Raw genomic sequence first — 25,413 nt, 5'->3', positions numbered from 1 at the left:
GCTCTGCGCTATGCCCGGAGACGGCGAACGCCGGCCGACAGGTCCGCGCAGCGGAGCCTGATCGACGTCACGGTACAATGGTACCGTGACGTCGCCACCCAGAGCGGCCGAAGCGCCGCCTCCTTCTCCTCCCCTCCCTGGAAGGGAGGGGTTGGGGGTGGGTGCCGCCGAGGCACTCGGCGGCCTTGAGCAAAATAGCCTCCGCCACGCCCTCCGGATTTTCGTTCACCGCGCTGTTCCAGAAGCGGATCACGGTCCAGCCGGCCGGGGCGCTACTCTCGATTGGGCAGTCTTCCTCCCTCTCCCATAGGGAGAGGGTCGGGGTGAGGGGTTTCGGCGTTCGCGGAAAACTCCGGAGCGGCCTCAATCCGCCTCTTAGCTTTCGCCTCCGCCCGCACCCGCTCCCGGAACGCGGCGAGCCGCCCGGCCAGCGCCTCGCGCACCTCCGCGTTGGTCGCCACCCGCGGCGATTTCGCCGGCTTCACAGCCCCGGCGCCTCCCGTCCGCCCGTATTTCTTCGGATTGGCGCCCTGCAGCAGAAGCCTCAGGATCGCGTCCGAAGGCTTGATCTTGATCCACGCGACCTTGCCGTCGCGGATCACCACCTCCGGCACGCCCTCGACCGCGCGCTTCCAGGCGATGGTCTCGAGCTCGGTCGCCGCCATCGCCAGCGCCGCCTGGACCTTGGCCTCGAAGTCCGGCCATTTAATCCGATGCCGCCGCACCGTGTTGCGCGATATCCCCGCCTTTCGCGCCGCATCGCTGAGGCAGCCCGTCCTGCCCAGCGCCTTGAAGAATCTGCGCTGCTTCTTCGGCGTGAAACCGTCGTGCCGCTGCCGGTGCGGCTTCACCCCCGGAACGCCCTTCTCGTCCATCCCGCTTCTCCGAATCCCATTTGCCCGAGTCGCCAATAGTAACCCATACGGCACCTTGTAGTAAATAGAATTTTCGCTTTTTGTTCTTTGCGACGCGGGCGTCCCTACGCAGCCAGTCGTTTTTCGGCTATGACGAAGCAGGGGAGCGACCCATGCCCGATCCGCAGAAGAAGGACGACACGTCCGCCTCGACCCGCGCGCTGGCGGTCGCCGATTTCACCGTTCCGGTCACGATCGCCTGGCTGCTCGCCGTCGGCGGCATTCTCAGCTGGAACAGGCCCGCTCAGGCGCTGCTCGACAATGCTGGCCAGATCGTCGCTGCGCTAGGCGTCGGCATCGCCTTCGTTACCGTCATTCTCTCGGCTGTTCAGGACGTGATTCCGCTTCAGTTGAAACAGTGGTTGCTGTTTCCCTTCGGGTGGCCGGAAAATGCCCTTCCGAGCCATTGGGCCTTCTCGGATGGGCTGATGAAGAAGGCAAATCTCGACGACTTTGACGGGGTGGCGGTCCTGCGAAAGAATCCGAAGGCCCAGCACAAGCGCTGGAGCGCAAACTATCACGTCTATCGGGATCGGCCGGGCCTCGTCCATTTCAGCACGCGCCATCTCGCCTGGACCGAGATGGTCCCGGTCCTGTTCCTGTTGCTCACGCTGAGCCTGATACTTCTGTGGAACCTGGGCCGGCCCGAGACGATCGGGCTTTGGCATTGCCTGGCTGGAGCTTGCGCCATGATCCTTGTGCTGAGCTGGGTCGCCGGCCGGCACAGCAGCACCGCGCTGATCGTCGCCGTGCTGGAGCAAATCCGTTACGATGGGGACAAGTCGTTGGCCGCTGCGGACGCGCCGGCCCCTGCAATTGCCTAGCGGGCGCTTACCGGCGCCCCCCTCACTGATCGCTGTCGGTGGCGGCGGCCTCCTTGCCTGCCGGGGCGGCAAGGTCGTGATCGTTCTCGATCGAAGGCGGCCCCTTGCCCGCCTGGCCGCCGAAGCCTGTGCGATTGCCGCCGGACACCCGGCTCATGAACGATCCCCGATTGAGCTTGCGGCTTGGCTTCACGAACGGCGCTCCTTGTGGGTTGAGCGCTCAGCCTCACTTCCAGGAGCGCCGGTTGCAAGAGGGAATCTCCCAACGTGTCCGGTGCGCCGTGTGACAGATATCGGCTCTGCTTCTTTTCACTCAGCGGTCGGGGGGCTACGGTCGGCAAATCGTGATCCTCGGGAGGAAAAATGGTGGCGCCGAACATTCTCGTCCTTGGCGCCGCCCTGCTGGCCCAGGCGGCCGACCTTCCGCCGCAGCGCGCTCATGCTCTCGCCAACCTAGCATCCTATGTGAGGAGCGGCGACATGCCGGTGGAGCTCGTCGCGGGCGGGCCTCTGAACGTCAGGGTCCATTTCGAGCTCAGCGTGACTCCGGAGGGAAGGGTTTCCGCCTGCCGGGTAACGCAATCCAGCGGCGTGTCCCAGCTGGACGCCATCACCTGCCGCATCATGCGGTCGCGCGCGCGCTTCGAACCGGCGCGAGACAGCGAGGGCCGCCCCGTGCCGGATATCGTAACGAGCGTCATCGCATGGGTGGCTTCCTGAACTCCATCGAGCGGAGGCGATTCAGGCAATTCGATCAAGCCTGAGGCTCCCCCCACGTGCTGCCCAGAAAGAGCCAAGACCCTGGAGCTTACGGATTCCAGCGAGCGCTAGCCGCTTTCCTTACTGACTTGGCGTCTTGCTCCCGCGCCTCGTTCGATCCGGTGCGATCCCTATCGCAAGGTGATGAAGCGCGCGCCCGCGTCCAATCGTCGCTCGACGGAGACCCACTCCAGTTCGAGCCACGCCGCCAGGCCGCGATTGCTGATGTTGCCGCATCGCAGCCACAGAAAAGCAAAGCGGTCGGGCAGGCGGAGCGTGACGAAATCCTCGTCCTTGCTGAGGAGTATGCTCTGCTCCGCTTCAAGGATTTGCGCGATACGAATGTCGGTGAAGACCTGTTCCCCAAGGTCTCGTACGTGGATCGCTTCGTGGCCCTTCTCCCGCAGCCAGTCGCACAAGCCTGGCGGCAGTTGGGCATCGACGAGGAATTTCATCCGGCGGCGAAGCGGGTCGGCTCTTCGGCTATCGACGCCGCGTAGGCGAGGCAGGCGCGGATGTCTTCGAGCTTCACGTAGGGGAAGTCCTGGACGATCTCCTTCTCGCTCACGCCGGACGCCAGCGCCTCGAGAATGTCCGTTACGCGCATCCGGGTGCCGGCGATCGTTGGGCGGCCGCCGCAGATGGCGGGATCGATGGCGATACGCGGATGGCCGTTGACCGTCATGGCGCTACGGAATGTAGCGTTTCGCGAAGTCTCTCGCTAGGGGAGCGTCAGTTTTTCGCGCGGCTCGCGAACCGTCCACTTAGGGATATGTTAAATGACAGCCACCGGCCACGACACACTCGGAACACGCAGCAGCTTCGACGTCGGCGGCAAATCCTATACCTATTTCTCGCTGGCCAAGGCCGCCGCCACGCTCGGCAATGTCGACAAGCTGCCCTTCTCGATGAAGGTGCTGCTCGAGAACCTGCTTCGCTTCGAGGATGGTAAGACAGTCACCGTCGACGACATCCAAGCGCTTGTGGACTGGCAGAAGACGCGCAGCTCCGAGCGCGAGATCCAGTACCGCCCGGCGCGCGTGCTGATGCAGGATTTCACGGGAGTTCCCGCGGTCGTGGATCTCGCCGCGATGCGCGACGCGATGGCGCGCCTGGGCGGCGATCCGCAGAAGATCAACCCGCTCGTTCCAGTCCACCTGGTCATCGATCACAGCGTGATGGTCGACGAATTCGGCACGCCCAAAGCGTTCGAGGCGAACGTCGCCCTCGAATATCAGCGCAACATCGAGCGCTACGAATTCCTCAAATGGGGCCAGCGGGCGTTCAACAATTTCGAGGTCGTCCCGCCCGGCACCGGCATCTGCCACCAGGTGAATTTGGAATATATCGCCCGCGGAATATGGTCGTCGAAGGGGACGGACGGCGCGGAGATTGCCTATCCCGACACGCTCGTCGGCACCGACAGCCACACGACGATGGTCAACGGCCTCGGCGTGCTCGGCTGGGGAGTCGGCGGGATCGAGGCCGAGGCGGCGATGCTCGGCCAGCCCGTGTCGATGATTATCCCCGAGGTCGTCGGCTTCCACCTCACCGGAGCGCTCAAGGAGGGGATCACCGCCACCGATCTCGTGCTGACCGTGACCCAGATGCTTCGCGCCAAGGGCGTCGTCGGCCGCTTCGTCGAATTCTTCGGCCCGGGAGTCTCCGAGCTTTCGGTCGCCGACCGGGCGACGATCGCCAACATGGCGCCCGAATATGGCGCGACCTGCGGCTTCTTCCCGATCGATTCGAAGACGCTCGACTATATGCGCCTCACCGGCCGGCCCGAGGAGACGATCGCTCTGACCGAAGCCTATGCCAAGGCGCAGGGCATGTGGCTCGAGCCCGAGGCCGACGATCCGGTGTTTACCGAGACCCTGAGGCTCGACATGTCGAGCGTCGAGCCGAGCCTCGCCGGCCCCAAGAGGCCCCAGGACAAGGTGCTGCTCTCGCAGGTCGACGAGGAGTTCCGCGCCAGCTTCACCAGCGAATACGGCCATCCGGAGACCGAGCTGCCCGAGCGGTTCGCCGTCGCCGAGCCCAATGCCGAGGGCACCGCCCACGATATCGGCCACGGCGACGTGGTCATCGCCGCGATCACCTCGTGCACCAACACCTCCAACCCTTCCGTGCTGGTCGCCGCCGGCCTCGTCGCCCGCAAGGCGCGCGCTCTGGGGCTCGATAGCAAGCCCTGGGTCAAGACCAGCCTCGCGCCCGGATCGAAGGTGGTCACCGACTATCTCGACCGCGCCGGGCTTTCGGAGGACCTGAACGCGATCGGCTTCGACCTCGTCGGCTACGGCTGCACCACCTGCATCGGCAATTCGGGGCCGCTCCCTGAGGCGATCAGCGCCTCGATCCACAAGAACGACGTGGTCGCGGCCTCCGTCCTTTCCGGCAACCGCAATTTCGAGGGCCGGGTGTCGCCCGATGTGCGCGCCAACTATCTCGCCTCGCCGCCGCTGGTGGTCGCCTATGCGCTGAAGGGCACGGTCATCCAGGACATGGTCGACACGCCGATCGGCCAGGATCAGAACGGCAAGGACGTGTTCCTCAAGGACATCTGGCCGAGCAACGACGAGGTCCGCTCGCTGATCGACCGGTTCGTCGACGGCGACATGTTCCGCGCCCGCTACGCCGACGTCTACAAAGGCGACGAGCGCTGGCAGGGAATCGCGGTCGCCGGGGGCGACACCTACAGCTGGCCCGCGGGCTCCACCTACATCGCCAATCCGCCCTATTTCGAGGGCATGTCGATGACTCCGGTGCCGCCATCCGACATCATCGGCGCCCGCCCGCTCGCCATATTGGGCGATTCGATCACCACCGACCACATCAGCCCTGCCGGCGCGATCAAGCTCGACAGCCCCGCCGGCGCCTACCTCTCCGAGCACCAGGTCGCCCGCGCCGACTTCAACTCCTACGGCGCCCGCCGCGGCAACCACCAGGTCATGATGCGCGGCACCTTCGCCAACATCCGCATCAAGAACCGGATGGCCCCCGGCACCGAGGGCGGGGTCACCACCTACGTGCCCACCGGCGAGGTCATGCCGATCTACGACGCGGCGATGCGCTACAAGGCGGAAGGCACCCCGCTCGTCATCGTCGCCGGCAAGGAATACGGCACCGGCTCGTCGCGCGACTGGGCGGCCAAGGGCACCAACCTGCTCGGCGTCCGCGCCGTGATCGCCGAGACCTACGAGCGAATCCACCGCTCGAACCTCGTCGGCATGGGCGTGATCCCGCTCCAGTTCGTCGAGGCCCCGCCCGCTTTCGACGGCACGGAGACCTTCGACATTCTGGGCGTCGGCGACCTCGCCCCCCGCAAGGAGATCGCGGTCAAGGTGACAAAGGCGGACGGAACGACTGCCAGCTTCGCGGCGCGGGTGCGAATCGATACCGCCAACGAGCTCGAATATTTCAAGGCCGGGGGCATTCTCCATTACGTCTTGCGGCATCTGGCGCGCGGAGCGGCGGCCTGACTCCGCTAGAGATCGCGATCGAGATCGTGGGCTGGGCCGGCGCCGTACTGATCCTGGTCGCCTACCTGTTGCTCTCGATGGAGCGGCTGACCGGCCAGTCGGCCCTCTACCAGTGGATGAACGTGGTCGGGGCATCGGGGTTCGTGGTCAACGGCTGGTGGCACGGCGCCCTGCCGTCGACGAGCCTCAACGTGGTCTGGCTGTTGATTGGAGCGCTGGCCTTATGGCGAATCCGGATTCGAAGAGGCTCGTCGACCTCAGCCATGTGATCGAGCATGGCATGGTCACCTACAAGGGCCTGCCGGCCCCGCACATCTGCGACTATTGGACGCGCGAGCATAGTGCCGCCTTCTATGACGACGGCTCCACCTTCCAGATCGGGCGGATCGACATGGTCGCCAATACCGGCACCTATCTCGACTCGCCCTTCCACCGCTTCGCGGACGGACAGGACCTGGCCGCGCTCGATCTGGGCCGGCTCGCCGGGTTGCCGGGAATCGTCGTGCGGAGCGACGAGATGGCCGTCGATGCCCGTGCCTTCGAAGGCCGCGATCTTTCGGGCAAGGCGGTGCTGGTCAACACCGGCTGGGACCGACATTGGCGCGCCGACGCTTATTATCACGACCATCCCTTCCTGACCCGGGACGCCGCCCGCCTGCTGGTCGAGAGCGGCGCTGCGCTGGTCGGCATCGACAGCCACAATATCGACGACACGCGCGCGAAGAGCCGTCCGGTCCACACGCTCCTGCTCGGCGCGGGCGTACTGATCTGCGAGCATATGGCCAACCTCGCCGCGCTTCCGGACGAGGGCTTCGCCTTTACCGCGGTACCGCCCAAAATCGCCGGCATGGGCACTTTTCCGGTGCGGGCGTTCGCCGAGGTTGGCGGCCAGACTCAAACTCAATCAGCTTGAATCGTTCCCCGGCGAAGGCCGGGGTCCAGGCCGGCGCTCGCCGGCCTCGACACGACAGCCTTGCGAAAGCCTCCGGCTCCTGGACCCCGGCCTTCGCCGGGGAGCGGCATGTGCAGACCCGGTCGAATTCCCACTCTGGCCGACTTTACTTCCGGCTTTTGCGCGCGGCGTAGCGGGCGTCGCGCATCGCCTTGCGCTCCGCTTCGGTGGCGATTCGCCCGCCTTCATTCTCTTCGGCGCGGACCGCCGCCTCGTCGGCTCTTCTCGCCCCGTGCGCCGCGGCCTCCTCGCGCTCGGCCAGCCGCGCCGCGCGCTTCGCGGCCTGCGCGGCTTGGCGGGCGGACGCGGCCTCGCGGCGGGCGGCGAGCGTCGCTTCGTCCAAGGCAGGCCTCGCCTTGAGCAGGTCCAGCGCCTTCTGCTTCGCTTCGGCCGCGCGCCCGATCCGGTCCTGGTAGGATCCTCCTTGATAGGCTTTCATCGTCGCCAAGCTCCTTCCAGCGCGCGATGGGCGTCCTCGCGCCAGGTTGCAAGCCACGTTCAGCACGACGTAACGTCCCCGGAGCTCTACGACGTGACGGACGCGCTGGGTGAGGGAAGCGGCGGCAGGCTGATCTCGTTGAGCCTGGGCCAGTTCTTGCCGGTGACGAACAGGCGTTCCGCTTTCTCGTCCCAGGCGACCCCGTTCAGCACGTCGCGGATATCGCGCCGGCCCCAGTCCCGGGCGAGGTGCGCGAGGCTTAGCCGTGCCCGGACGATACCCGCCTCGGGGTCGATCCGTGCGATCGTGTCGGTCATGAAGATGTTGGCCAACAGCTCGCCCTTCACGAAGGCGAGGTCGTTGATCAGGCCGAGCGGCCGGCCTCCTTCCGACACTGCCAGGGTACGACGCAAGGCCATGGTCTCGGGATCGAGAATGCGAAGCGTGGGCGTGCCGTCGCTCAGCACGAGTTCGCCCCCCATCCGCGCGAGTCCCCAGCCGGGGGCCGCGCAGGGCAGGGTGCCGCGGGACTCGAGATCCTCGATCCCCCAGCGATGGGCGAGACCGCAATCGAGCGTCAGCCCGATTATCTCGTCGCCCCAATCGGCGATCCCTTCGCCCCACGCCTCCTTGGGGAAGGGCACGCTGCGCAGCACGGCGCCGTCTTCGAGCCGAACCTCGCGCAACTCGGAAGCGCCCTTGAGGCCGGTGCTCTCGAACAGCCGCCCGTCCCGCCAGAGCAGCCCTTGGGTGAAGGCGCCGGGATCGTGCGGATAGCTGGCGACGATTTCGGCGCGCTGTACGGGGATGCTGGGCGCGATCGGGGGCGGCGGGAAGGCGAAGCGGATCGTGTAGCCGGTCACGCCAGTGCCGCCGCCAGCCACTCCGGGACAAGCGCGCCGTCGAGATCGTCGGTCCGCCGATGCTCCACCGCCAGGCCAAGCTCCGGATAGTGGACCCGCGTTCTGGGTCCCGGCGCCTCAGCGGGGACGACGACCAAGCGGCGATTGACCTTTTGCCGCCAGTTCATCCGGGCGGTATTCTCCTGCCCGACATAGCAGCCCTTGCCGAAGCTCACGCCGTTCAGCTCGGCCGCGTTGCATTCGAGCCAGAGAATCTTGTCGGAGCCCAGCTCGGCCGCGCCCTCGGCGACGCCAAGCGTGAGACGGTGTGCCAGCCACCCGGTTGCGGCCTCGCCCGCCGGGGCGAGCCAGCGCCGGCCGAGGGCGGGAAGGCGGGGATCGTCTGATCCGTCCGGGGACCAGTGGACCGCCCGCGACTCGTCACGCGCGATCGTGATCTGTCGTCTCAGACGATACAGCGTCAGCCGCCGGGCGAGCGCTTCGGCCTGCTCCGCCTCGCAGTCGATCAGCACGTCCTCGCCATCGTCCCACAGGATGAAGTCGAACAGGGCCTTGCCCTGTGCGGTCAGCAGCCCGGCCCAGAGCGGGCGATGGGGGGCGAGCAGAGAGACATCGTTGGTCACCAGTCCCTGGAGGAACTCGCGCACGTCCTCGCCGGACAGGCGGAGCAAGGCGCGATCGGTGAGGGTGGTTCCGCTCATCCCGCTTTGATAGGGGGTGGGCGTGCCCGATCCAACCCACCTGACGATCCGCCGCCCCGACGATTGGCACGTGCACCTGCGCGACGGCGAGATGCTCGAGGCGGTTGCCGGCTTCACGGCGCGGCAGTTCTCCCGGGCGATCGTCATGCCGAACCTCGCCGAGCCGGTGATCAGCGTGGCCTGCGCGGAGGCCTATCGCACGCGCATCCTCTCGGCCTTGCCGGACGGGCTCGATTTCACGCCGCTGATGACCTGCTACCTGGTCGACCGCGCCGAGCCGGCCGAACTGGTTCGGGGCTTCGAGGAGGGAGTCTGGGTCGCGGCCAAGCTCTATCCGGCCCACGCCACCACCAACGCGGCCCACGGCGTCACCGACCTCGCCACGCTCCGCCCCGCGCTCGAGGCGATGCAGCGGATCGGCATGCCGCTGTTGGTTCACGGAGAGGTCACCGATCCGGGAGTGGACATCTTCGACCGCGAAGCGGCGTTCATCGATCGGGTCCTCGCCGGACTTATTCGTGATTTTCCGTCGCTGAAGGTCGTGCTCGAGCACATCACCACCGCCGAGGCCGCTGCGTTCGTCGAGCAAGCGGGGCCGACTCTCGCGGCGACGATCACGCCGCACCATCTGGTCATCAACCGCAACGCCATGTTCCAGGGCGGTTTTAGGCCCCATACCTATTGCCTGCCCGTGGCCAAGCGCGAGCGGCACCGGCTGGCGGTGCGGCGGGCGGCCTGCTCGGGCTCATCCAAATTCTTCCTGGGCACCGACAGCGCGCCCCATGCCGTGGCGGCAAAAGAGTCCGCCTGCGGTTGCGCCGGCATCTTCAACGCGCCCTTCGCGCTGGAGACCTATGCGACGGTGTTCGAGGAGGAGGGCGCGCTTGATCGGTTCGAGGCCTTCGCTTCGGAAAACGGACCCCGTTTCTACAACCTGCCGCTCAACGAAGGATCGGTCACGCTCCAGCGCACCCCTGTTGAAGTGCCGTCGGAGGTGGGCCGAATCGTCCCGTTCCTCGCAGGGCAGACGCTCCCCTGGCGGCTCCCGTCAGAACGGTAGCCAGCGGTTGCGCTCCGAGAAGCGCATGTATCCCGCATTCACGCCGAGCCGCATGCCGACGCCGAGACGGATCGGGATCAGCACGATGTCGCCGCGCCGCATATACTGGGCGTTGAAGCCGCCGATGAAGTAGGCGTGGCCTTCGGCGTGCGGATAACGCCGGAACAGATCCTGGCTGTCGTTGAGGTTGTAGACGAGCACGAACACCTTGTTGGCGTCGGCGCCGGCGTCGAAGCCCAGCGAAGGGCCGGTCCAGTAGACTGTGCGGTCGCCCTCGATCTGGTGGTGCATGACGCCCGATCCGTAGCGGACGCCGAAGATGAACGCCCCGCCCGCCTCGGAGCCCGCGATATAGGCGACCGGCTCGCCCTGGTCGCGAAGGATGTTCTCGAGGATATGGGCGAGGCCCTGCGCGCCGCGGCCGAACACGCCTTCGGCCGCGCTGAACACGTCGTCGCGCGCGACGGTGCTCGCGCGCTCCGTTGTCGCGGTGCGGGTCTCGGCCTGCGCCGCCATCGACTGGTCCTGCTCGGGAACCGGCGCGGTCACTGGAGCTACGGCATCCTGCTCGGCGGGCGTCCACTCCGGCGCCTCGGCCGGCGCGGGCTCCGTAGATTGCGGCGCGGGCGCGGTCTGCCAGGCGTCGGGCTGGTTCGGGTCGACCGTCTGGACCTGCGCAAGGACCGGCGTCGCGGCCACCAGGAAGGCCGCCGCAGCGGCGAGATTCATGAACCTTTTCAGCATCGCACTTCCCCCACACCCTCTCGCGGGCAAATCTAGCGCCTCGAAAGCTTGCCCGTCCATGAACCGGCGGCGAGGCGAGTCGATATCGCGCCCAAGCGAGTCGATTTCAGCCGGTTGAACCTTTGAAATCCCGCCTCTATAGGCGCAGCGGGCACTTCCGGAGACGTGGGTGAGTGGCTGAAACCAGCGGTTTGCTAAACCGCCGTAGGGGGATTACTCCTACCGAGGGTTCGAATCCCTCCGTCTCCGCCAGCTTGAGGCTCGTCGGGCAAAAGCCAATGCCCCGCCGCTTCGTTGATCATCCTTCCCTCACAATCACCGCGCCAATGGCGGCGATCCGTTCGACGTCTCGATAGATGTCCCGGTCCAGTTCCTCACCGAAGATATCCGGATCGATCTCGTCGTAACGGAGGGTGAAGTCCCGACGCCGAAGCGAGTCCGCCAACCGGTCGCGGAGCGTGTCGCGCCCGCCCGAAATGGCGCTTCCGGAATAAAGGATCATCCGTCCACCTGGCGCGAGCCGCCCCGCCGCTTCCATCGCCCAATCGAACCCCGCTTCCGCGCCGAGCATGCCGCCGCCATGGCGATAGGAGCGCCGGGCTTCATCGACCAGGAAGGGCGGATTGGCGATGACCAGATCGAAGACGCCATCCACCGCGGCCAGCTTGTCGGCAAGGATCGTCTCCACCGCCACGCCGGCGGCGGCCGCGTTGATCCGCGCGAGGCGCAAGGCCTCGGCGTTGGAGTCGACCAGGACGATGGCAGTGCCGGCAAGTTGTGCGGCTGCGCAAATACCGCCGGCGCCGCAGCCCGCGCCCATGTCGACAAGCCGGGTCGCCGTCGGCGGCAGCTCGGAGCGGACGAGGGCGATGAAGCGGTAGGTGTCCGGCCCGAAGAACACCGAATCGGCCGCCGCTGTCGGATAGGCCGAGTGGAGGAACAGCGTTCCCGCGGCCTTCGATACCCGATAACGAGAGCGGAATCCCGCCTGCGCGGTCACCAGGGCATCGGCCTTCTCCAGCAGGCGCAGGAGCGACGGATCCAGCGCTTCGGACGCGAAGGGGAGGCTCCAGCCGAATATGTCGCGCAAGGTCTGCGCCGGCCGGCCTTCGCGGTTGCGAAGCACGCGCTCGTGGGTGAGCGGGGTAGGCGTGACGAAATCGTAGTCGAGCGCCTCGAGCCGGCGGAGCAGCTCGATCAGCGGTTCGTCTTCTACCACAAATGCCGCCGGTAGCGCTCGAAGCAGCGCGCGCCGCAGCCGAGGCGGATCAGCGCGCCTTCCGCGATCGCCGCGGCGCGGCGCGGATCCTCGGCCACCAGCGGGGCGATCGCCTCGCGGTTCCACGCCGCGCTGTGCTTTACGTCGAGCGTCGCGTGGAGGTCGAAATAGCGCCGCTGCTTCGCGTCGAGGCCCAGCCGGCGAAGGCCGCGCGCGGTCGCTGCGGAGCGACCCGGGGCGGTCAGCTCGATCGCGCCCAGCGCGCCGACCGCGTGCCAGGCGTAGAAGCGGGTCGTCGCCATCGCGGTCATCGCATTGGCGAGCGCGAGGCTCTCCCAGACGGTCGTCTCGATCTGAGGCTCGAGCGCGAGCGAGCGCACCAGATGCTCCAGCATCGGCCCGTGCATTCCCTTGGCGTTGCCGCGGCCCATCTCGTCCCAGTAGTTGCGCGCGAGCTCGAGCTTGGCGCGGGTCGGAAGCTTGACCTGGGTATAGGCGACGAGATCGTCGAAGCCGGCCTCGCCCGCCGCCTCCTGCGTCAGGAACCAGCGCATTTCATCGAGGCTGGCGGCCTCGGCGAGCCAGGGGAAGAGGGGATCATCCTGCCCCGGGCCGGTCTCTTTCAGTCGCTCGAACCAGGCGACGAACCCGTCGGGGTCGGTCGGCGCGGCGGCTGCCTCGGCCTGGATCTGGGCGCGCAGCTCTTCGAGGAAAGCCGTCTGCAAGCGCGCCATCTTGGCGTCGCCGTCGAGGATTAGCGCCCAATCCTCGCCGGGAAGATCGGGCGCCAGCCGCTGCCGGTTCCAGTGCCCCAGCGCGCTCTGGAAATCGTGGCAAAGGAACTGGGACTTCGAATTGTCGTCGGACAAATAAGGGAGGGTGGCCATGGGTTTCCGCTGTAAGAGGATTCAGTATTGGCAAAGGTCGCGCCGCTTATTTGTTCCGGCCGCGACCGGCCAAGTTGCCGTAGGTTAAGTCCTTTTTCCGAGCGCTTGCCCTCCGCCTCCCCTAAGCGCGCACGATGCGCTTCCTGGGCGTCACGGAAACCTGCGATCTCGGCGCCGTCTATCTGCGGCTGGCCGCCGCGGGGCACGAGGTGAAGGTCTTCATCGGCGACGAGAAGGCGCGGGGGACTCTGCAGGGGCTGGTGCCGCGAAGCGATGACTGGCGGCGGGATCTGGATTGGGTCCGCGCGGTCGGCGCCGAGGGCGTGATCCTCTTCGAGGCGGTCTCCGAAGGCTTCGGCGCCTTGCAGGATTCTCTCCGCGGCGACGGTTTCCAGGTAATCGGGGGAAGCGCTTTCGGCGACCGTCTGGAGAACGACCGCGCCTACGCCCAGGCCTTGCTCGAAAGCCTCGGGTTGCAGACCGCCGCCACCCGCGAATTCACCGATGCGCGCGAGGCCGAGGCCTTCATCGCCGCTCGGCCGCGCCGCTACGTTCTCAAGTTCAGCGGACCGGACCACGCCTCGCACGACAATTATGTCGGCCACAGCGCCGATGGCAGCGACGTGCGCGCGATGCTGCGGCTGCGCGGCGAGGGGGCCGGGGCCGCGCGCTTCGTGCTCATGGACCATGTCGAGGGTATCGAAATGGGCGTCGGCGCCTATTTCAACGGCGAGAATTTCCTCACCCCGGCCTGCCTCGATTGGGAGCATAAGCGCTTCTTCGCCGGGGACATGGGCGAGCTGACGGGAGAGATGGGGACGGTCGCGACCTTCGCCCGAAGCGAGGCCTTCTTCGAGCGAACGCTCGCCCGGGTGGCGCCGATGCTCCGCGAGCACGGCCATGTCGGCTATGTGAACCTCAACACGATCGTCAACCGCGACGGGATCTGGCCGCTCGAATTCACCTGCCGCTTCGGCTATCCCGGCTTCGCCATCCTCGATCCGCTGCAGCAGACTTCGTGGGCCGATCTATTCGCGCTGATGCTGTCGCGCCGCTCGGCCCGCTTCGCGGCGCGTGCGGGCTTTTCCGTGGGGGTGGTGATGACCACGCCGCCCTTCCCCTATTCGCGCAAGGAGGTCGACGCCCCGGTCGGCCTTCCCGTGCTTCTGCCGGGTTCGTTCACGCCCGAAGATCTGGCCAATATTCACTATGGAGAGGTCGGCCTCGAGGGGAGCCAATTGGTCACCAGCGGCCTCTACGGCTGGTCGATGGTCGTGACCGGGACCGGGCCGACGATCGCTGCGGCGCAGCGGGCCGCTTACGGCCGCGCCGGGCAAATCCTGATTCCGAACGTCCGCTACCGCCTCGACATCGGCGAACGCCTCATCGCCTCGGACTATGCAGCGCTCGAAGCCATGTCGATCTTCTCCGCGGCCTGAAGCGCCCCGCGATCGAACTCGAACCCCTCGAGCCGGATCGAGTCGCAGATCGTCCGGTAATCTGAGGTGAGCTCGGTGCCGGCGGCCAGGTCGCGGGCGGCGATGTCGTCGCCGAAGGCGATTCCGCGCGAGATCGTGTTGGGCGAGTCCGAATGGTTGAAATGGCGGCCGTTGTCGCCGCACAGGATCCAGACCTTCATCCCCTCGTGGCGGGTGGAATAGGTGCGCAGGAAGCGCCGCATCAGAGGGGGCAGGCTGGCGATCTCGGAGTCGGTGTAGACCCGATCCACGCGCGAATCGAAGCGCCAGATGACGTCGCCCGCCTTGACCGGCTCGAGCAGGAAGACTCCGATTCCGTGGATCGGGCTGGGTCGCAATTCGGTCTCGAACAGCAGCATCGGTCTCTCTTCATCTGGTCATGGTGAGCGGGACGGCCGCAGCGGCGGCGCCCGGAAGCTGGCGCCGCTCCCAGGCGAGAGCGTCGGCGACGATTCCGTCGAGATCGTCGAACCGCGGCGTCCAGCCAAGCTCCGCGAGGATCCTGCGATTGTCGGCGACGAGGATCGGAGGATCGCCGGCGCGGCGTGGCCCGGGCCGGCGCGCGACCGGCCGGCCGGCGACCCGGTCGACCGAATCCAGCACCTCGCGCACCGAATAGCCGCGTCCGTATCCGCAATTGAGAACCCGGCTCGTCCCGGGATCGGCGACCAGCTTTTCCAGCGCCCTCACGTGCGCCGCGGCGAGATCGGCCACATGGATATAGTCCCGGACGGCGGTCCCGTCGGGCGTGGGGTAATCCTCGCCGTAGATTTCGACATGCGCCCGGCGCCCGACCGCCGCCTCGGCCGCGATCTTGATCAGGTGGGTCGCCGAGTCGGTGAGTTGCCCGGACCGCCCTTGCGGATCGGCGCCGGCGACGTTGAAATAGCGAAGCGCGCAATAGTTGAATCCGTGGGCCTTCGCCGCGTCTGCCAGCATCGTCTCGATCATCAGCTTCGATTGCCCGTAGGGATTGATCGGGCTGGTCGGATCCGTCTCCGAGATCGGCACGCGCTCGGGGCTGCCGTAGACCGCAGCGGTCGAGGAGAAGAGGAAATGCGCCATTCCGCTCTCGACCGCCGCCTCGATCAGCGCGCAGCTCCTGGCGGTGTTGTTCTCGTAATAGCGCAATGGGTGCGCGACGGATTCCGAGACCACGATCGAACCGGCGAGGTGAACGATGGCCTCTATCCCATGGTCGCGGAACATGTGGCCGACGAGCTGCCGGTCCCCCACGTCTCCCCTGACGAAGGTCGCCTGCGAAGGAACGAGCGTCTCGAACCCGGTCGAAAGATCGTCCAGAACGACCACCGGCCAGCCGGCATCGAGCAAGGCGAGGGCGACGTGGCTCCCGATATAGCCCGCTCCCGCGGTGACCAGCACGGGCGATTTTTTCTGCATTTGCGCTCCCGAAAAGACTTCCGGCCGGAATGGCCTGAGGCCTGTGCAAACCCGATGCGCACGGCCCTGTTCCAAGACGAAGCGTCACGGTTAATTTGAGTTAGTAAGAAATACCCCCCTGCGTCGGGAACTCCGGCCCGGGCTCGGCCTTTCTCGATTAGTCCTTTTAATACAGGGGTTTCATTTCTTGATCCTATCAGCCGACGTCACCGCGCCGGGCGAGAGCGCCCACGCTCTTTCCACCTCCCCGACCCTCATCTGCTTTTCCCACCTGCGCTGGAATTTCGTGTTTCAGCGGCCGCAGCACTTGATGAGCCGGTTCGCTCGGACCCGGCGCGTCGTCTATTGGGAAGAGCCGGAGCTTGCTTCCGGCGAATACGAGCCCTCGCTCGGCGTCCGGACCTGCGCGGAAACCGGCGTGATCGTGGTCACCCCCTCCTTACCGGAATCGCTGGCCCCGGCGGATCGCAACGGCGTTCTGAGATGCTTGCTGGACGGCTTCCTCGCCGGGGAGCGCGGCCCGTTCATTCGCTGGTACTACACCCCGATGATGCTGCCCATTTCGAGGCAGGTCGAGGCCGCCTGCACCGTCTACGACTGCATGGACGAGCTGGCCAACTTCCGCTTCGCCCCGCCCGAGCTGACCACGCTCGAGGCTGAGCTGTTCGAGGCTGCCGACGTGGTCTTCACCGGGGGCTACAGCCTCTACGAGGCCAAGAAGGACCGCCACGCCAACATCCACCCCTTCCCCTCCAGCGTCGACCGCCCCCATTTCAACCAGGCGAGATCGATCGCCGAACGGCCCGCCGACCAGGCCGGCATCGGCGGGCCGCGGCTCGGCTTCTACGGAGTCGTCGACGAGCGCATGGATCTGGACCTCATCGCGGCTCTCGCGGATGCGAAGCCCGATTGGTCGATCGTCATCCTCGGGCCGGTCGTGAAGATCGATCCGGCCGATCTGCCGCAGCGCCCCAACCTCCATTATCCCGGCGGCCGCGATTACGATTCGCTTCCCGCCTATCTGGCGGATTGGGACGTCGCGCTGATGCCCTTCTCGATCAACGAATCGACGCGCTTCATTTCACCCACCAAGACGCCTGAATATCTCGCCGGCGGCCGCCCGGTGGTCTCGACCCGGATCACCGACGTCGTCCGCCACTATGGCGATCTGGAAGGCGTGTTCATCGCCGACACGCCCGGAGAGTTCGTCGCCGCCTGCGAGCGCGCGCTGGAGCTCAAGCGCGGGCCCGGCGACTGGCTGAGCGCGGTCGATCTCAAGCTCGCCCACTTGAGCTGGGACACGACCGCCGCCCGGATGGCGGGGCTGATCGACGCCGCCGCGGCAAAACACGCCGCCCCCGCGATCGTCGGGAAGCGTGCGCGCAAATATGATTATCTGATCGTCGGCGCGGGCTTCGCCGGCTCGGTTCTCGCCGAGCGGCTGGCGAGCCAGCACGACGCCCACGTCCTGCTGATCGACCGGCGCCCGCACGTCGGCGGCAACGCCTATGACCGCCTCGACGATGCCGGAATCCTCATCCACCAATATGGGCCGCATATCTTCCACACCAACTCGGACGAGATTTTCGCCTATCTTTCCAGGTTCACCCAGTGGCGTCCGTACGAGCATCGGGTGCTCGGCAGCGTCCGGGACCAGCTCGTGCCGATCCCGATCAACCGAACGACGCTCAACCGCCTCTACGGCCTGTCGCTGGAGACGGACGAGCAGGCCGCCGCCTTCCTCGCCTCGCGCGCGGAGCCGGTGGAGACGGTCCGGACTTCGGAGGACGTGGTGGTTTCGGCGGTGGGGCGCGAGCTCTACGAGCTCTTCTTCCGCGGCTATACGCTGAAGCAGTGGGGGATCGATCCGAGCGCTCTCGACAAGAGTGTGACGGCGCGCGTTCCCACCCGCACAAATGTCGACGACCGCTACTTCACCGACACCCATCAGGCGATGCCGCGCGACGGTTACACGGCGATGTTCAACCGGATGCTCGATCATCCGCGGATCGACGTCCTGCTCTCGACCGACTATCGCGACATCGTCGGCGAAGCGGCGGCGGACCATCTGATCTACACCGGCCCGATCGACGAATTTTTCGATCACCGCTACGGCAAGCTGCCGTACCGCAGCCTGCGCTTCGAGCACCGCATCGTGGAGCAGGAGCGGTTCCAGCCGGTGGCGACGGTGAATTATCCGTCCCCCGACGTTCCCTATACTCGGATCACCGAATACAAGCATTTGACCGGCCAGCAGCATCCGCGGACCAGCGTCACCTATGAATATCCGAGCGCGGAGGGCGATCCTTATTATCCGATTCCGCGGGCCGAGAATCAGGCGCTGTTCAAGAAATACGAGGCGCTCGCGCTCGCTCAGCCCGGCGTGACCTTCGTCGGCCGCCTCGCCACCTACCGCTATTACAATATGGATCAGGTGGTCGGCCAGGCGCTGGCGACGTTCAGGCGGATCGACGCCCGCCGGCGCAGCTATTTCGAGGCGCCGACCACGCTCGAAGCCGCCGAATAGGCGGCGGCTTCACGGGGCGGCGGAGCCGTGCGGAGGGGCGCGACGTCGCGAAGATAGTCTTCAACCGCTTCTTCGAGCGGCCTCAGCAAGGCGCCGCGCTCGCTCGCGAGCGCGGTCCGGCGCGGCCGCTCCCCGCTCCGCGCGAAGACCAGATCGGGATCGAAGCCGGCCTTTTGCGCAATATTGCGGGCGAAGGAGCACCAATCGGTTTCCCCCTGGTTGGCGAGGTGCCAGATGCCGGTCTCGCCGTCGATCAGCAGGTCGAGCGCCGCGTGGCAGAGATCCGGAACGAAGGTCGGGCTGACGATGTCGCTGTCCGAAGCGCTGAACGGCTCCCCGCGAGCGAGATGGTCGAGCACGCCCCAGGCGAAATTGTACCGGTCCCACGGCCCGAAGAAGGCGCTGGTGCGGACGATCAGCGCCCGGGCGCCGGCCGCAAGGACCAGCTTTTCGGCCCATTGCTTGCTCTCCCCGTAGACGCAAAGGGCGGAAGGCTCGTCGCACTCGACATAGGCGCGGCCCAGGCGGCCGTCGAAGACGAGGTCGGACGAAAAGGTCACGAACGGAATGTCGAGACCGGCGCAGGCGCGGGCAAGGTTCCCGGCGCCGGCCGCGTTCGCGGCCATGCAAGCCTCCGGCTCGCGCTCGGCGTCGGCGACGCGAACGAAGCCCGCGGCGTTGACGACCGCCCAGGGCTTTACGGTTCGCAGCGCCGCTGCGACCGACTGGGGATCGGCGATGTCCAGCTCCGCCCGGCTCGTGAGGCGCACGGAGAGGCCGCGGTGGCCGGCGATGCGCGCGAGCGCCTGTCCGAGCGTGCCGGTCGCCCCGGTGATGAGCAGCGGCCGGCCTTCGGCATCCCGGCAAGGGGACTCGCTGCACCAGCCGTAAAGCCGCTCCGGGCGCCGCCACCACCCTTTTTCCTTCAGCACGGGATGGTCGAACCGTTCCCCGCGCGCGTAGCTTCGGGCCGCCGCCGCGATCGCCGTCGGCCTCGGCGAAAGCCCGCGCCGATCGTAGGCCCCGACGTCGTAGCGTCCCTCGGCGCGGGTGAGCAGCGAGCGCCAGTCCACCGATCCGAACAGCGACCACAAGGTCACCGCCTCGATCGAGACTCCGTCCGCCCGGAGCGCGCGCGCGGCGGTCCAGACTTCGTCGAGCCAGCGCAGCTGCTCGTCACGCGTGCAGCCGTGATGCACTTCGGTCACCGCGAGCGGGCGCCGGTAACGCTCCCACGCTTCGCCGAGGCGCGGACCGATGCCCGTGGCCAGGCCCGCCACGCGCACGGCTTCGGCATCGACATAGATCTCGCGCCCGTTCCCGCCCGGGTCGAGCGAGGGATAGAGCTGGATGCGGTGATCGAGGAAGCGATCGCTGGTGAGATAGTGGTTGATGCCGAGCAGGTCGGGCGCCGCGATCCCGTCCGCGAACGACTCCAGCTCTTCCTCCCCGATACCCGCATCGAACAGGAACGGGAGGAAGGGGTGGGCGCCGTCGACCCGCCCGAACAAAAGGTCGAGGCTAAGCCATCGCCGCTCGTTTTCGTGGGCGGCCTGGGCGGCGAGCGCGGGAGTCGAAAAGATCTTTCCCAGATCCTCGGTCTGGACCAGCTCCGCCGCGGGATTGACGCTTCGGATCGCTCGCATCGCCTCTCGGATGCCCCGGCACTGGTTGACCACGGCGCGAAGGAAGGAGGGATAGTCCCGCCGGTGCGGATACCAATGGCCGTAGAGACAGGCGAAACGGGCCGTGGTCAGCGGCTCGTTGACCGGCGTCCAGCGCCGGACCTGCGGATAGCGCTCGGCGACCCGCAGCGCATAGTCGCCGAGTTTGGCCGGGAAATCGGGATCGAGAAGGTCGGTGTAGGCCGGTCCCGAACCGTGATGGAGAAGGCCGATGATCGGCTCGATCCCGTGCGCCGCGAGCCCCTCGATCCGCGAATCGGCCCAGGCGAAGTTGCACCTGTCGGGCCGCTTGGGGGCGGTCCGCTCCCACAGGACTGGATAGCGGACGCACGTGATTCCGAGCTCCGCCATGAGGCGGATATCGTCGAAGCGGCGGGCGTGGCCGGTCTCCTCGAGCTGATCGCGCCAGCGCCCGCCGACGCGCGCGACCGTGCATTCAGGTCCGCCCCAAAGCGCGGGCCCGCCCGGGAGCGCGCGGCTAATGGTGGCGGCCGTGATCGGCCTTCTCCCGCTGCCGCGCCTCTGCCCGGTCTTGTTGCTCGCCGGCTTTCTCCGCCGGGCCGCTGACGATGCTGCTCGCGCCGCCGGTGGCGCCGCTTCGCGCATCCGCCCGTTCGCCGGCGTCCTCATGGGGGCCGTCGCACGCGTGAAGCGCGACGGCCGCCAGCAAGATTGCGCTTGTCCGAAGGAGCCTGAACATAGCGTCTCTACTTGTCTGCGGCCGGTGCAGTTCCTGCAATTGTCCTGTTTTTAACGGGGATTAGGACGATTTTTCGAAATCGCGGCCGGTCTTCCCGGCTGCGAAACCGGGTCCGCATACCGTTCGTTGTTCAGGTGCAATCGAGGAATTTCCGATGATGGTAGAGGTGGACTGGTGACGGCGCGCTGGGAGCCCTGGGTGGCGCTTTTCGTGGCCGTCGGTTCGGCGGTCACGATCGCCTGGGCCGTGATCGAGACCTATTGGGGCTAGTCGTCGTCCAGCCGCGGCGCCTGCGCCAGGGTTGGCACATGGTATGCGGCGAGCAGGCGGCTGATCTCCTCCCGGTGGCGATCGAGCGAACTCTCCAGCTCGGCCTTGAGCTGCGGCTCCCGCCGGCGCAATCCCATTGAGACCGCGAACGCCATCGGCTGGTCGCTTCTCTCATCCAGCGGTGCGACGGGCGTGAGGCGGAGCGGAACGGGCTGGCGCTGGGCGAAATATCCGGCGACCGGGCCCCACACGAAGGCGATGTCGATTTCCCCTCTAGCGACGGCACGCACGATGTCGGCCTGGGGCGCGGGCTGGGCGTAGTTGCCGTAGACCATGTAGCCACGCACGTTGCCGACGATTCCGCGCCGGGCGAGCGCGTGGGCCGGCGGCGTGTTGGAAAAGTCGTCGCCGATCATCTGGACGCCGATCCGCAAGGTCCTGAGGCGCGGATCGTCGAATGAACGGATCGCGAGATCGCGGTCGGCGCGGGTCACCGCGACATAGGCCGACCGATAATAAGGCCGGGTGGTGGCGAGCATGTCGACTTCGCTGCCGACCCCGGGGATGACGTCGCAAAGGCCCGCCTTCAGGGTCTCGCGCACGTTGCCGCGGCGTTGCGCCCACCAGGTGTAGCGCACCTCCGCCTTGAGGTCGGCGGCGACGAGCGAAACCAGCCGGTTCTCGAACCCCTGGCCGGCGGCGTTGGAGAAGGGGAGGTTGTTGGGATCGGCGCACACCCGAAGCTCGCGAGGCGCGGCGCCGCAGCCTGCGAGGAGCAACAGGAGCGCTAGGCTAGCGCGGCAGCGCATGGCCGGCCTCCATCCGGTTGAGCCCGCGCATGAGGAACCACAAGGCCGCGGCGAGGTGCCAGGCGCCGCCCGGCACCCACATAATCAGGCCGGCGAGCTGCTGGTCCTCGGCCGGGGTCAGGCCGGCGGGAGTCATTCCGAGCGCCGCGTAGGCCGAATACCAGGGGCTGCTCGCCAGCGCCATCAGAGCGCCGAGCCCGCCGCCGATCATCGAGGTCGCGAACAGGCAAAGCGCGGCGACGAAGGGCCCCGCGCGGCCCTGAAGCATCGCCCACCAGAAGAGGAGCGCGCTGGCGATGAAGCTCAGATGCTGCGCGGCGTGCCAGCCCTCGCCGGTCAGCGCGAGATCGAACAGCCACGGCATGTGCCAGGCGATGATGGCGACCGCCTGGATCGCCGTCGCGACGAACGGGTCGGCAAGGGCGCGCCACAGGCGCCAATGCCCCGCCGGGGCGAGGACGGCCCGGACCGGCTGGGGAAAGGCCCATAGCAAGGCCGCGCCCGGCCGTGCGGCGACCAGCAGCAAGGCGGCGAGGAGCATGAGGATCTCATGCTCGATCATGTGCATGGTGAAGCTCTTTTCCCCCGCTTCGTGCAGCGGCGACACCAAAGCCCCGGCCAGCGCCAGCCAGCCGGCCGCATAGCAAAGAGCGCGGCGAAGGAGCGCCGGCCGGCCGCGGTCGGCTCGGCGCCATAGCCGCGCGAGTCCCAGCGCGTAGAGCAGGGCCGCCAGCACCAGCGGGAGGGTGACCGCGGGCGCCAGCGTCCAGTGGTTCTCGCCGCCATGCGCCAGCGCCGGCGCGGGAAGCAGAAGAAGCGAAAGGGCAAGCGCCCGCTTCATGCCGCGCAGGAGGGGAGGATCAGCGCCGACGCGCTCTGCAGGACGATCGCGAAGGCAGCCAGCGCCGCCAGCATCGCCCCGACGAGGCCGATGAAGCGCCGCCCCTCGCTCTCGTCGCGCCGCCAGACGTCGAGCGAGAACAGGCCCCCGGCGACAACCAGCGCCAGGCAAAGCAGGCCGACGACGACGACGAAGCCCGCTCCGCGGCTGGTGCAATCGTCGAACACCGAGTTGCTGCCGATCTGGTGCGCGAGGCCCCAGCCGAACGCGGCGGCGACGATGCCGAGCCACGGGGTGAGATGCTCGATGCCGGAGCGTCCCGAACTCATGGCCCGAGCCTCGGCAGCCAGTAGATCAGGACATAGATCGGCAGCCAGGCGAGCCAGACGAACCGCCAGTACATCGCATTTTCGGAGCAATCGACGAAGCGGCGCCCCTCGACGCCGTGCGGGCCGTGCATCAGGAACGCCAGCACCAGCGTGTCGACCCAGTCGGTCGCGATATGGGTGGCGTGGAGGAGGAGCAGCATCCAGATCACCGAGCCGTAGGCGTTGTCCGTCCAGCTGACGTTCAACGAGCCGAACTCGAAGCCGCGGATGACGAGCAGCACGGCGCCGATCGCCGCCGCGACGATCAGCATCCAGCGCAGCTTGCGCAGCTCGCCATGCTCGGCGGCGTGCTTGGCGATCGAATTCGGGATCTCGCTCAGCAGCAGGAGGATGGTGAACAGGGTTCCGGCGAGGAGATCGGGCGGCCGGATCGGCGGCGGGGGCCAGGCCTGCTCCTGGTTCATCAGGAAGAAATAGGCGGCGATGGCCAGGACGAAGGCCGTGCCCTCGATCAGGAAGAAGGCGACCACGCCCCACCAGGTCACCGAACGGTTGCCGAAGCCGTGGGTGTGAAGGCCGGAAAGATCGGCGGTGAAGTTGGGCGAGTCCGTCATTCGATCGTCGGCTCCGGGGAGACTTTGGGATTCTTGGGCCAGAACCAGGCGATCAGCGCGGCGGCGATCGGCGGGGTGCCGACGGCGACGGCCCAGGGCGTGAAGATCGACGAGACGAACATCGCGGTCATCGCCAGCGCCGAGATGAGCGGCCAGAGGGTCGGCTCGGCCGAGGGCTCGCGCAAATCGGGCCTGCCCTCGAGCACGGTGGTGAGGACGAGCTCTTTTTCGTCGACCCGAAGGCCGTAGACGACCGGCGGCGGATCGCTCTCCCACAGCGGCGTCCGGCTCGTGGAAACCGGGATGTGAGGGAAATTGTAGGGCGGGGGCGGCGAGGCGGCGGCCCATTCGAGCCCCGGCGCGTCCCACGGATTGGCTCCGGCCACGGCGCCCCGCCGTAGCGACAGCACGGCGTTCAGGACGAAGATCAGCAAAGCCAGCGCGAAGGCGGCGGCCCCGATCGACGAAACCAGGTTGAGAGTCTCCCAGCCGAGCCCGGCGGGATAGGTGTAGACCCGGCGCGGCATGCCGAGGATGCCGAGGAAGTGCATCGGGAAAAAGGCGACCTGGAAGCCGACGAAGGCGAGCCAGAAGCTCAGCTTGCCCCAGCCTTCGGACATCATCCGACCGGTGAACTTGGGGAACCAGTAGGCGATCGCCCCGAGCAGCGGGAAGACCGCGCCGCCGATCAGCACGTAGTGGAAATGGGCGACGACGAAATAGGTGTCGTGGAGCTGGAGGTCGATCGGCACGCTCGCGAGCATCACCCCGGTCAGCCCGCCGATGACGAAGGTGATTATGAAGCCGATCACCCACAGGAGCGGAGTGGCGAAGCGCGGCCGCCCGTCCCAGATCGTCGCGATCCAGCAGAAGATCTGGATTCCGGCCGGGATCGACACCGCCATGCTGGCGGCGGTGTAGAAGGCGTAGCCGAGCCGCGGCAGGCCGGTCGCGAACATGTGGTGCACCCACAGGCCGAAGGCGAGCAGGCCGGTGCCGACGAGGGCGAGGACGATCGCGCTGTAGCCGAAGGTCGGCCGGCGGCTGAACGTCTGGACGATCTCGCTGACGAACCCCGCGGCGGGCAGGAAGATGATGTAGACCTCGGGATGGCCGAAGAACCAGAACAGGTGCTGCCAGAGCAAAGAATCGCCATATTCGAAGCTGTTGAAGAACTGGGTTCCGACGGTCCGGTCGGCGAGCAGCATGCCCGAGGTGAGCGCGACCGAGGGCATCGAGAAGATGACCATCAGCGAGACGACCAGCATCGCCCAGACGAACAGCGGGACCCGGGCGAGGCTCATTCCCGGCGCGCGCTGCTTGAGGATCGTCGCGGTGATCTCGACGGCGACCGCGAGCGCCGCGATCTCGGTGAAGGTCACCATCTGCGCCCAGATGTCGATCCGCTTGCCGGGCGAGAATTCGGGGCCCGCGAGCGGCACGTAGGAGAACCATCCGGCGTCCGGCCCGACGTTGAGCGCGAAGGCGATCCACAGCAGCACGCCTCCTGCGAGATAGGTGAAGTAGGAGAAGGCGTTGAGCCGCGGGAAGGAGATGTTGCGCGTGCCCACCATCAGCGGGACGAGATAGACGGCCATCGCGTCCATCACGGGGACGGCGAAGAGGAACATCATCGTCGTGCCGTGCATGGTGAAGATCTGGTTGTAGCGGTCGGGATCGATGAGGCCGCTGTCGGGCCGGGCGAGCTGGGCGCGCATCAGCAGCGCGAGGATTCCGCCGAGGATCAGGAAGACGAAGGCCGTGACAATGTAGCGGCGGCCGATCTCCTTGTGATCGGTGGACGAGAGCCAGCCGACGAAGCCGGGCTTGCGGCGCCAGGTCTCGTCGAGCCGCGCGTGGAGCGCCTCCCCGGTCAGGCCCGGCCCGTCGCGATCGTGGTCGCGAGGCGACATGC

26 protein-coding genes and 1 tRNA gene are annotated in these 25,413 nt (G+C 67.2%); 9 read left to right on the top strand and 18 right to left on the bottom strand.

What is annotated here, in order from left to right; genetic code table 11:
- Positions 1 to 67: 67 nt before the first annotated feature.
- A complete protein-coding gene (locus E6G92_13925; protein ID TMJ17415.1) occupies positions 68 to 367 on the bottom strand; it encodes a DUF559 domain-containing protein in 300 nt (99 codons plus the stop codon).
- Positions 273 to 875: a hypothetical protein gene (locus E6G92_13920; protein TMJ17414.1), complete on the bottom strand. Its 603-nt coding sequence runs from the start codon at positions 873 to 875 to the stop codon at positions 273 to 275. The genes E6G92_13925 and E6G92_13920 overlap by 95 nt, the downstream gene beginning before the upstream one ends.
- Before the next feature lie 152 nt (positions 876 to 1,027).
- Here E6G92_13920 and E6G92_13915 point away from each other — a divergent pair, with 152 nt between their 5' ends.
- A complete protein-coding gene (locus E6G92_13915) occupies positions 1,028 to 1,738 on the top strand; it encodes a hypothetical protein (GenBank protein ID TMJ17413.1) in 711 nt (236 codons plus the stop codon).
- Between the two features lie 363 nt (positions 1,739 to 2,101).
- Entirely contained in the window at positions 2,102 to 2,458 is a 357-nt protein-coding gene (locus tag E6G92_13910) for a TonB family protein (GenBank protein ID TMJ17412.1), read from the top strand.
- Between the two features lie 170 nt (positions 2,459 to 2,628).
- Here the strand turns inward: E6G92_13910 and E6G92_13905 are convergent, their stop codons facing one another.
- Both E6G92_13905 and E6G92_13900 read right to left on the bottom strand, forming a co-directional pair.
- The gene (locus tag E6G92_13905; GenBank protein TMJ17411.1) at positions 2,629 to 2,952 is read right to left on the bottom strand and encodes a hypothetical protein; all 324 of its coding nucleotides are present in this window, start codon (positions 2,950 to 2,952) and stop codon (positions 2,629 to 2,631) included.
- A complete protein-coding gene (locus E6G92_13900; GenBank protein TMJ17410.1) occupies positions 2,949 to 3,182 on the bottom strand; it encodes a DUF433 domain-containing protein in 234 nt (77 codons plus the stop codon). The genes E6G92_13905 and E6G92_13900 overlap by 4 nt, the downstream gene beginning before the upstream one ends.
- 94 nt (positions 3,183 to 3,276) lie before the next feature.
- Between E6G92_13900 and acnA the strand changes: the two genes are divergently transcribed.
- The 3 genes from acnA to E6G92_13885 are packed head-to-tail and all read left to right on the top strand — an operon-like array spanning position 3,277 to position 6,892.
- Positions 3,277 to 5,979, top strand: coding sequence for an aconitate hydratase AcnA (gene acnA / locus E6G92_13895; protein TMJ17409.1), 2,703 nt, complete (start codon positions 3,277 to 3,279; stop codon positions 5,977 to 5,979).
- Positions 5,976 to 6,248, top strand: a complete 273-nt coding sequence (locus E6G92_13890) for a hypothetical protein (GenBank protein ID TMJ17408.1) — start codon at positions 5,976 to 5,978, stop codon at positions 6,246 to 6,248. Before acnA ends, E6G92_13890 begins: the two co-directional genes overlap by 4 nt.
- Positions 6,203 to 6,892, top strand: a complete 690-nt coding sequence (locus E6G92_13885) for a cyclase family protein (GenBank protein ID TMJ17407.1) — start codon at positions 6,203 to 6,205, stop codon at positions 6,890 to 6,892. The genes E6G92_13890 and E6G92_13885 overlap by 46 nt, the downstream gene beginning before the upstream one ends.
- Before the next feature lie 145 nt (positions 6,893 to 7,037).
- On the opposite strand, the gene E6G92_13880 is transcribed toward E6G92_13885, so the two are convergent.
- From E6G92_13880 to E6G92_13870, 3 genes are all read right to left on the bottom strand, one after another.
- On the bottom strand, positions 7,038 to 7,370 hold the full coding sequence (locus E6G92_13880) for a hypothetical protein (protein TMJ17406.1): 333 nt from the start codon (positions 7,368 to 7,370) through the stop codon (positions 7,038 to 7,040).
- Positions 7,371 to 7,456: 86 nt separating this feature from the next.
- Positions 7,457 to 8,254 (bottom strand): glutaminyl-peptide cyclotransferase, encoded by a 798-nt coding sequence (locus E6G92_13875; protein TMJ17405.1) that lies wholly within the window; start codon positions 8,252 to 8,254, stop codon positions 7,457 to 7,459.
- Positions 8,230 to 8,934, bottom strand: a complete 705-nt coding sequence (locus E6G92_13870; protein TMJ17404.1) for a folate-binding protein YgfZ — start codon at positions 8,932 to 8,934, stop codon at positions 8,230 to 8,232. Before E6G92_13870 ends, E6G92_13875 begins: the two co-directional genes overlap by 25 nt.
- A gap of 22 nt (positions 8,935 to 8,956) precedes the next feature.
- On the opposite strand from E6G92_13870, the gene pyrC reads away from it, so the two are divergent.
- Positions 8,957 to 9,994, top strand: coding sequence for a dihydroorotase (gene pyrC, locus E6G92_13865; GenBank protein ID TMJ17403.1), 1,038 nt, complete (start codon positions 8,957 to 8,959; stop codon positions 9,992 to 9,994).
- Here pyrC and E6G92_13860 read toward each other — a convergent pair.
- Entirely contained in the window at positions 9,983 to 10,738 is a 756-nt protein-coding gene (locus tag E6G92_13860) for a DUF1134 domain-containing protein (GenBank protein ID TMJ17402.1), read from the bottom strand. The genes pyrC and E6G92_13860 overlap by 12 nt on opposite strands.
- Before the next feature lie 159 nt (positions 10,739 to 10,897).
- Between E6G92_13860 and E6G92_13855 the strand changes: the two genes are divergently transcribed.
- Positions 10,898 to 10,990: transfer RNA gene (locus E6G92_13855), tRNA-Ser, on the top strand.
- A 46-nt stretch (positions 10,991 to 11,036) separates the two neighbouring features.
- Here the strand turns inward: E6G92_13855 and E6G92_13850 are convergent.
- Positions 11,037 to 11,984, bottom strand: a complete 948-nt coding sequence (locus tag E6G92_13850) for a methyltransferase (GenBank protein TMJ17619.1) — start codon at positions 11,982 to 11,984, stop codon at positions 11,037 to 11,039.
- Positions 11,951 to 12,844 carry an iron-containing redox enzyme family protein gene (locus tag E6G92_13845; GenBank protein TMJ17401.1) on the bottom strand — a complete coding sequence of 298 codons (894 nt, stop codon included), beginning with the start codon at positions 12,842 to 12,844 and terminating at the stop codon, positions 11,951 to 11,953. Before E6G92_13845 ends, E6G92_13850 begins: the two co-directional genes overlap by 34 nt.
- A 134-nt stretch (positions 12,845 to 12,978) precedes the next feature.
- On the opposite strand from E6G92_13845, the gene E6G92_13840 reads away from it, so the two are divergent.
- Entirely contained in the window at positions 12,979 to 14,283 is a 1,305-nt protein-coding gene (locus E6G92_13840) for a phosphoribosylamine--glycine ligase (GenBank protein ID TMJ17400.1), read from the top strand.
- On the opposite strand, the gene E6G92_13835 is transcribed toward E6G92_13840, so the two are convergent.
- Both E6G92_13835 and galE read right to left on the bottom strand, forming a co-directional pair.
- Positions 14,241 to 14,681, bottom strand: coding sequence for an SET domain-containing protein (locus E6G92_13835; protein TMJ17399.1), 441 nt, complete (start codon positions 14,679 to 14,681; stop codon positions 14,241 to 14,243). The two genes, E6G92_13840 and E6G92_13835, sit on opposite strands and share 43 nt — an antisense overlap.
- A gap of 10 nt (positions 14,682 to 14,691) precedes the next feature.
- The gene (gene galE, locus E6G92_13830) at positions 14,692 to 15,723 is read right to left on the bottom strand and encodes a UDP-glucose 4-epimerase GalE (GenBank protein TMJ17398.1); all 1,032 of its coding nucleotides are present in this window, start codon (positions 15,721 to 15,723) and stop codon (positions 14,692 to 14,694) included.
- Between the two features lie 310 nt (positions 15,724 to 16,033).
- On the opposite strand from galE, the gene glf reads away from it, so the two are divergent.
- Entirely contained in the window at positions 16,034 to 18,250 is a 2,217-nt protein-coding gene (gene glf / locus E6G92_13825; protein ID TMJ17618.1) for a UDP-galactopyranose mutase, read from the top strand.
- On the opposite strand, the gene E6G92_13820 is transcribed toward glf, so the two are convergent.
- The 6 genes from E6G92_13820 to ctaD form a co-directional block, all read right to left on the bottom strand.
- Entirely contained in the window at positions 18,211 to 20,541 is a 2,331-nt protein-coding gene (locus tag E6G92_13820; protein ID TMJ17617.1) for a sugar nucleotide-binding protein, read from the bottom strand. The genes glf and E6G92_13820 overlap by 40 nt on opposite strands.
- A 360-nt stretch (positions 20,542 to 20,901) precedes the next feature.
- Positions 20,902 to 21,714, bottom strand: coding sequence for a quinoprotein dehydrogenase-associated putative ABC transporter substrate-binding protein (locus E6G92_13815; GenBank protein ID TMJ17397.1), 813 nt, complete (start codon positions 21,712 to 21,714; stop codon positions 20,902 to 20,904).
- Complete coding sequence (locus tag E6G92_13810) at positions 21,698 to 22,555, bottom strand: cytochrome c oxidase assembly protein (GenBank protein TMJ17396.1); 858 nt, start codon at positions 22,553 to 22,555, stop codon at positions 21,698 to 21,700. The genes E6G92_13815 and E6G92_13810 overlap by 17 nt, the downstream gene beginning before the upstream one ends.
- The gene (locus E6G92_13805) at positions 22,552 to 22,884 is read right to left on the bottom strand and encodes a hypothetical protein (GenBank protein ID TMJ17395.1); all 333 of its coding nucleotides are present in this window, start codon (positions 22,882 to 22,884) and stop codon (positions 22,552 to 22,554) included. The genes E6G92_13810 and E6G92_13805 overlap by 4 nt, the downstream gene beginning before the upstream one ends.
- A complete protein-coding gene (locus E6G92_13800; GenBank protein ID TMJ17394.1) occupies positions 22,881 to 23,498 on the bottom strand; it encodes a cytochrome C oxidase subunit III in 618 nt (205 codons plus the stop codon). Before E6G92_13800 ends, E6G92_13805 begins: the two co-directional genes overlap by 4 nt.
- Complete coding sequence (gene ctaD / locus E6G92_13795) at positions 23,495 to 25,411, bottom strand: cytochrome c oxidase subunit I (protein ID TMJ17393.1); 1,917 nt, start codon at positions 25,409 to 25,411, stop codon at positions 23,495 to 23,497. Before ctaD ends, E6G92_13800 begins: the two co-directional genes overlap by 4 nt.
- Between the last annotated feature and the right edge of the window lie 2 nt (positions 25,412 to 25,413).

The organism is Alphaproteobacteria bacterium (assembly GCA_005883305.1).
Classification (GTDB): Bacteria; Pseudomonadota; Alphaproteobacteria; order Sphingomonadales; family Sphingomonadaceae; genus Allosphingosinicella.
Note: the sequence above shows the minus strand (reverse complement) of the source record. Positions and strands in the feature narration are given on the sequence as shown.

Coding starts and splice junctions, on each gene's coding strand:
- E6G92_13920 (TMJ17414.1), bottom strand. CDS start 875: ATGGACGAGAAGGGCGTTCCGGGGGTGAAGCCGCACCGGCAGCGGCAC.
- E6G92_13915 (TMJ17413.1), top strand. CDS start 1,028: ATGCCCGATCCGCAGAAGAAGGACGACACGTCCGCCTCGACCCGCGCG.
- E6G92_13910 (TMJ17412.1), top strand. CDS start 2,102: ATGGTGGCGCCGAACATTCTCGTCCTTGGCGCCGCCCTGCTGGCCCAG.
- E6G92_13905 (TMJ17411.1), bottom strand. CDS start 2,952: ATGAAATTCCTCGTCGATGCCCAACTGCCGCCAGGCTTGTGCGACTGG.
- E6G92_13900 (TMJ17410.1), bottom strand. CDS start 3,182: ATGACGGTCAACGGCCATCCGCGTATCGCCATCGATCCCGCCATCTGC.
- acnA (TMJ17409.1), top strand. CDS start 3,277: ATGACAGCCACCGGCCACGACACACTCGGAACACGCAGCAGCTTCGAC.
- E6G92_13885 (TMJ17407.1), top strand. CDS start 6,203: ATGGCGAATCCGGATTCGAAGAGGCTCGTCGACCTCAGCCATGTGATC.
- E6G92_13880 (TMJ17406.1), bottom strand. CDS start 7,370: ATGAAAGCCTATCAAGGAGGATCCTACCAGGACCGGATCGGGCGCGCG.
- E6G92_13870 (TMJ17404.1), bottom strand. CDS start 8,934: ATGAGCGGAACCACCCTCACCGATCGCGCCTTGCTCCGCCTGTCCGGC.
- E6G92_13860 (TMJ17402.1), bottom strand. CDS start 10,738: ATGCTGAAAAGGTTCATGAATCTCGCCGCTGCGGCGGCCTTCCTGGTG.
- E6G92_13845 (TMJ17401.1), bottom strand. CDS start 12,844: ATGGCCACCCTCCCTTATTTGTCCGACGACAATTCGAAGTCCCAGTTC.
- E6G92_13840 (TMJ17400.1), top strand. CDS start 12,979: ATGCGCTTCCTGGGCGTCACGGAAACCTGCGATCTCGGCGCCGTCTAT.
- E6G92_13835 (TMJ17399.1), bottom strand. CDS start 14,681: ATGCTGCTGTTCGAGACCGAATTGCGACCCAGCCCGATCCACGGAATC.
- galE (TMJ17398.1), bottom strand. CDS start 15,723: ATGCAGAAAAAATCGCCCGTGCTGGTCACCGCGGGAGCGGGCTATATC.
- glf (TMJ17618.1), top strand. CDS start 16,034: ATGAGCCGGTTCGCTCGGACCCGGCGCGTCGTCTATTGGGAAGAGCCG.
- E6G92_13820 (TMJ17617.1), bottom strand. CDS start 20,541: ATGCGCGAAGCGGCGCCACCGGCGGCGCGAGCAGCATCGTCAGCGGCC.
- E6G92_13815 (TMJ17397.1), bottom strand. CDS start 21,714: ATGCGCTGCCGCGCTAGCCTAGCGCTCCTGTTGCTCCTCGCAGGCTGC.
- E6G92_13810 (TMJ17396.1), bottom strand. CDS start 22,555: ATGAAGCGGGCGCTTGCCCTTTCGCTTCTTCTGCTTCCCGCGCCGGCG.
- E6G92_13805 (TMJ17395.1), bottom strand. CDS start 22,884: ATGAGTTCGGGACGCTCCGGCATCGAGCATCTCACCCCGTGGCTCGGC.
- E6G92_13800 (TMJ17394.1), bottom strand. CDS start 23,498: ATGACGGACTCGCCCAACTTCACCGCCGATCTTTCCGGCCTTCACACC.
- ctaD (TMJ17393.1), bottom strand. CDS start 25,411: ATGTCGCCTCGCGACCACGATCGCGACGGGCCGGGCCTGACCGGGGAG.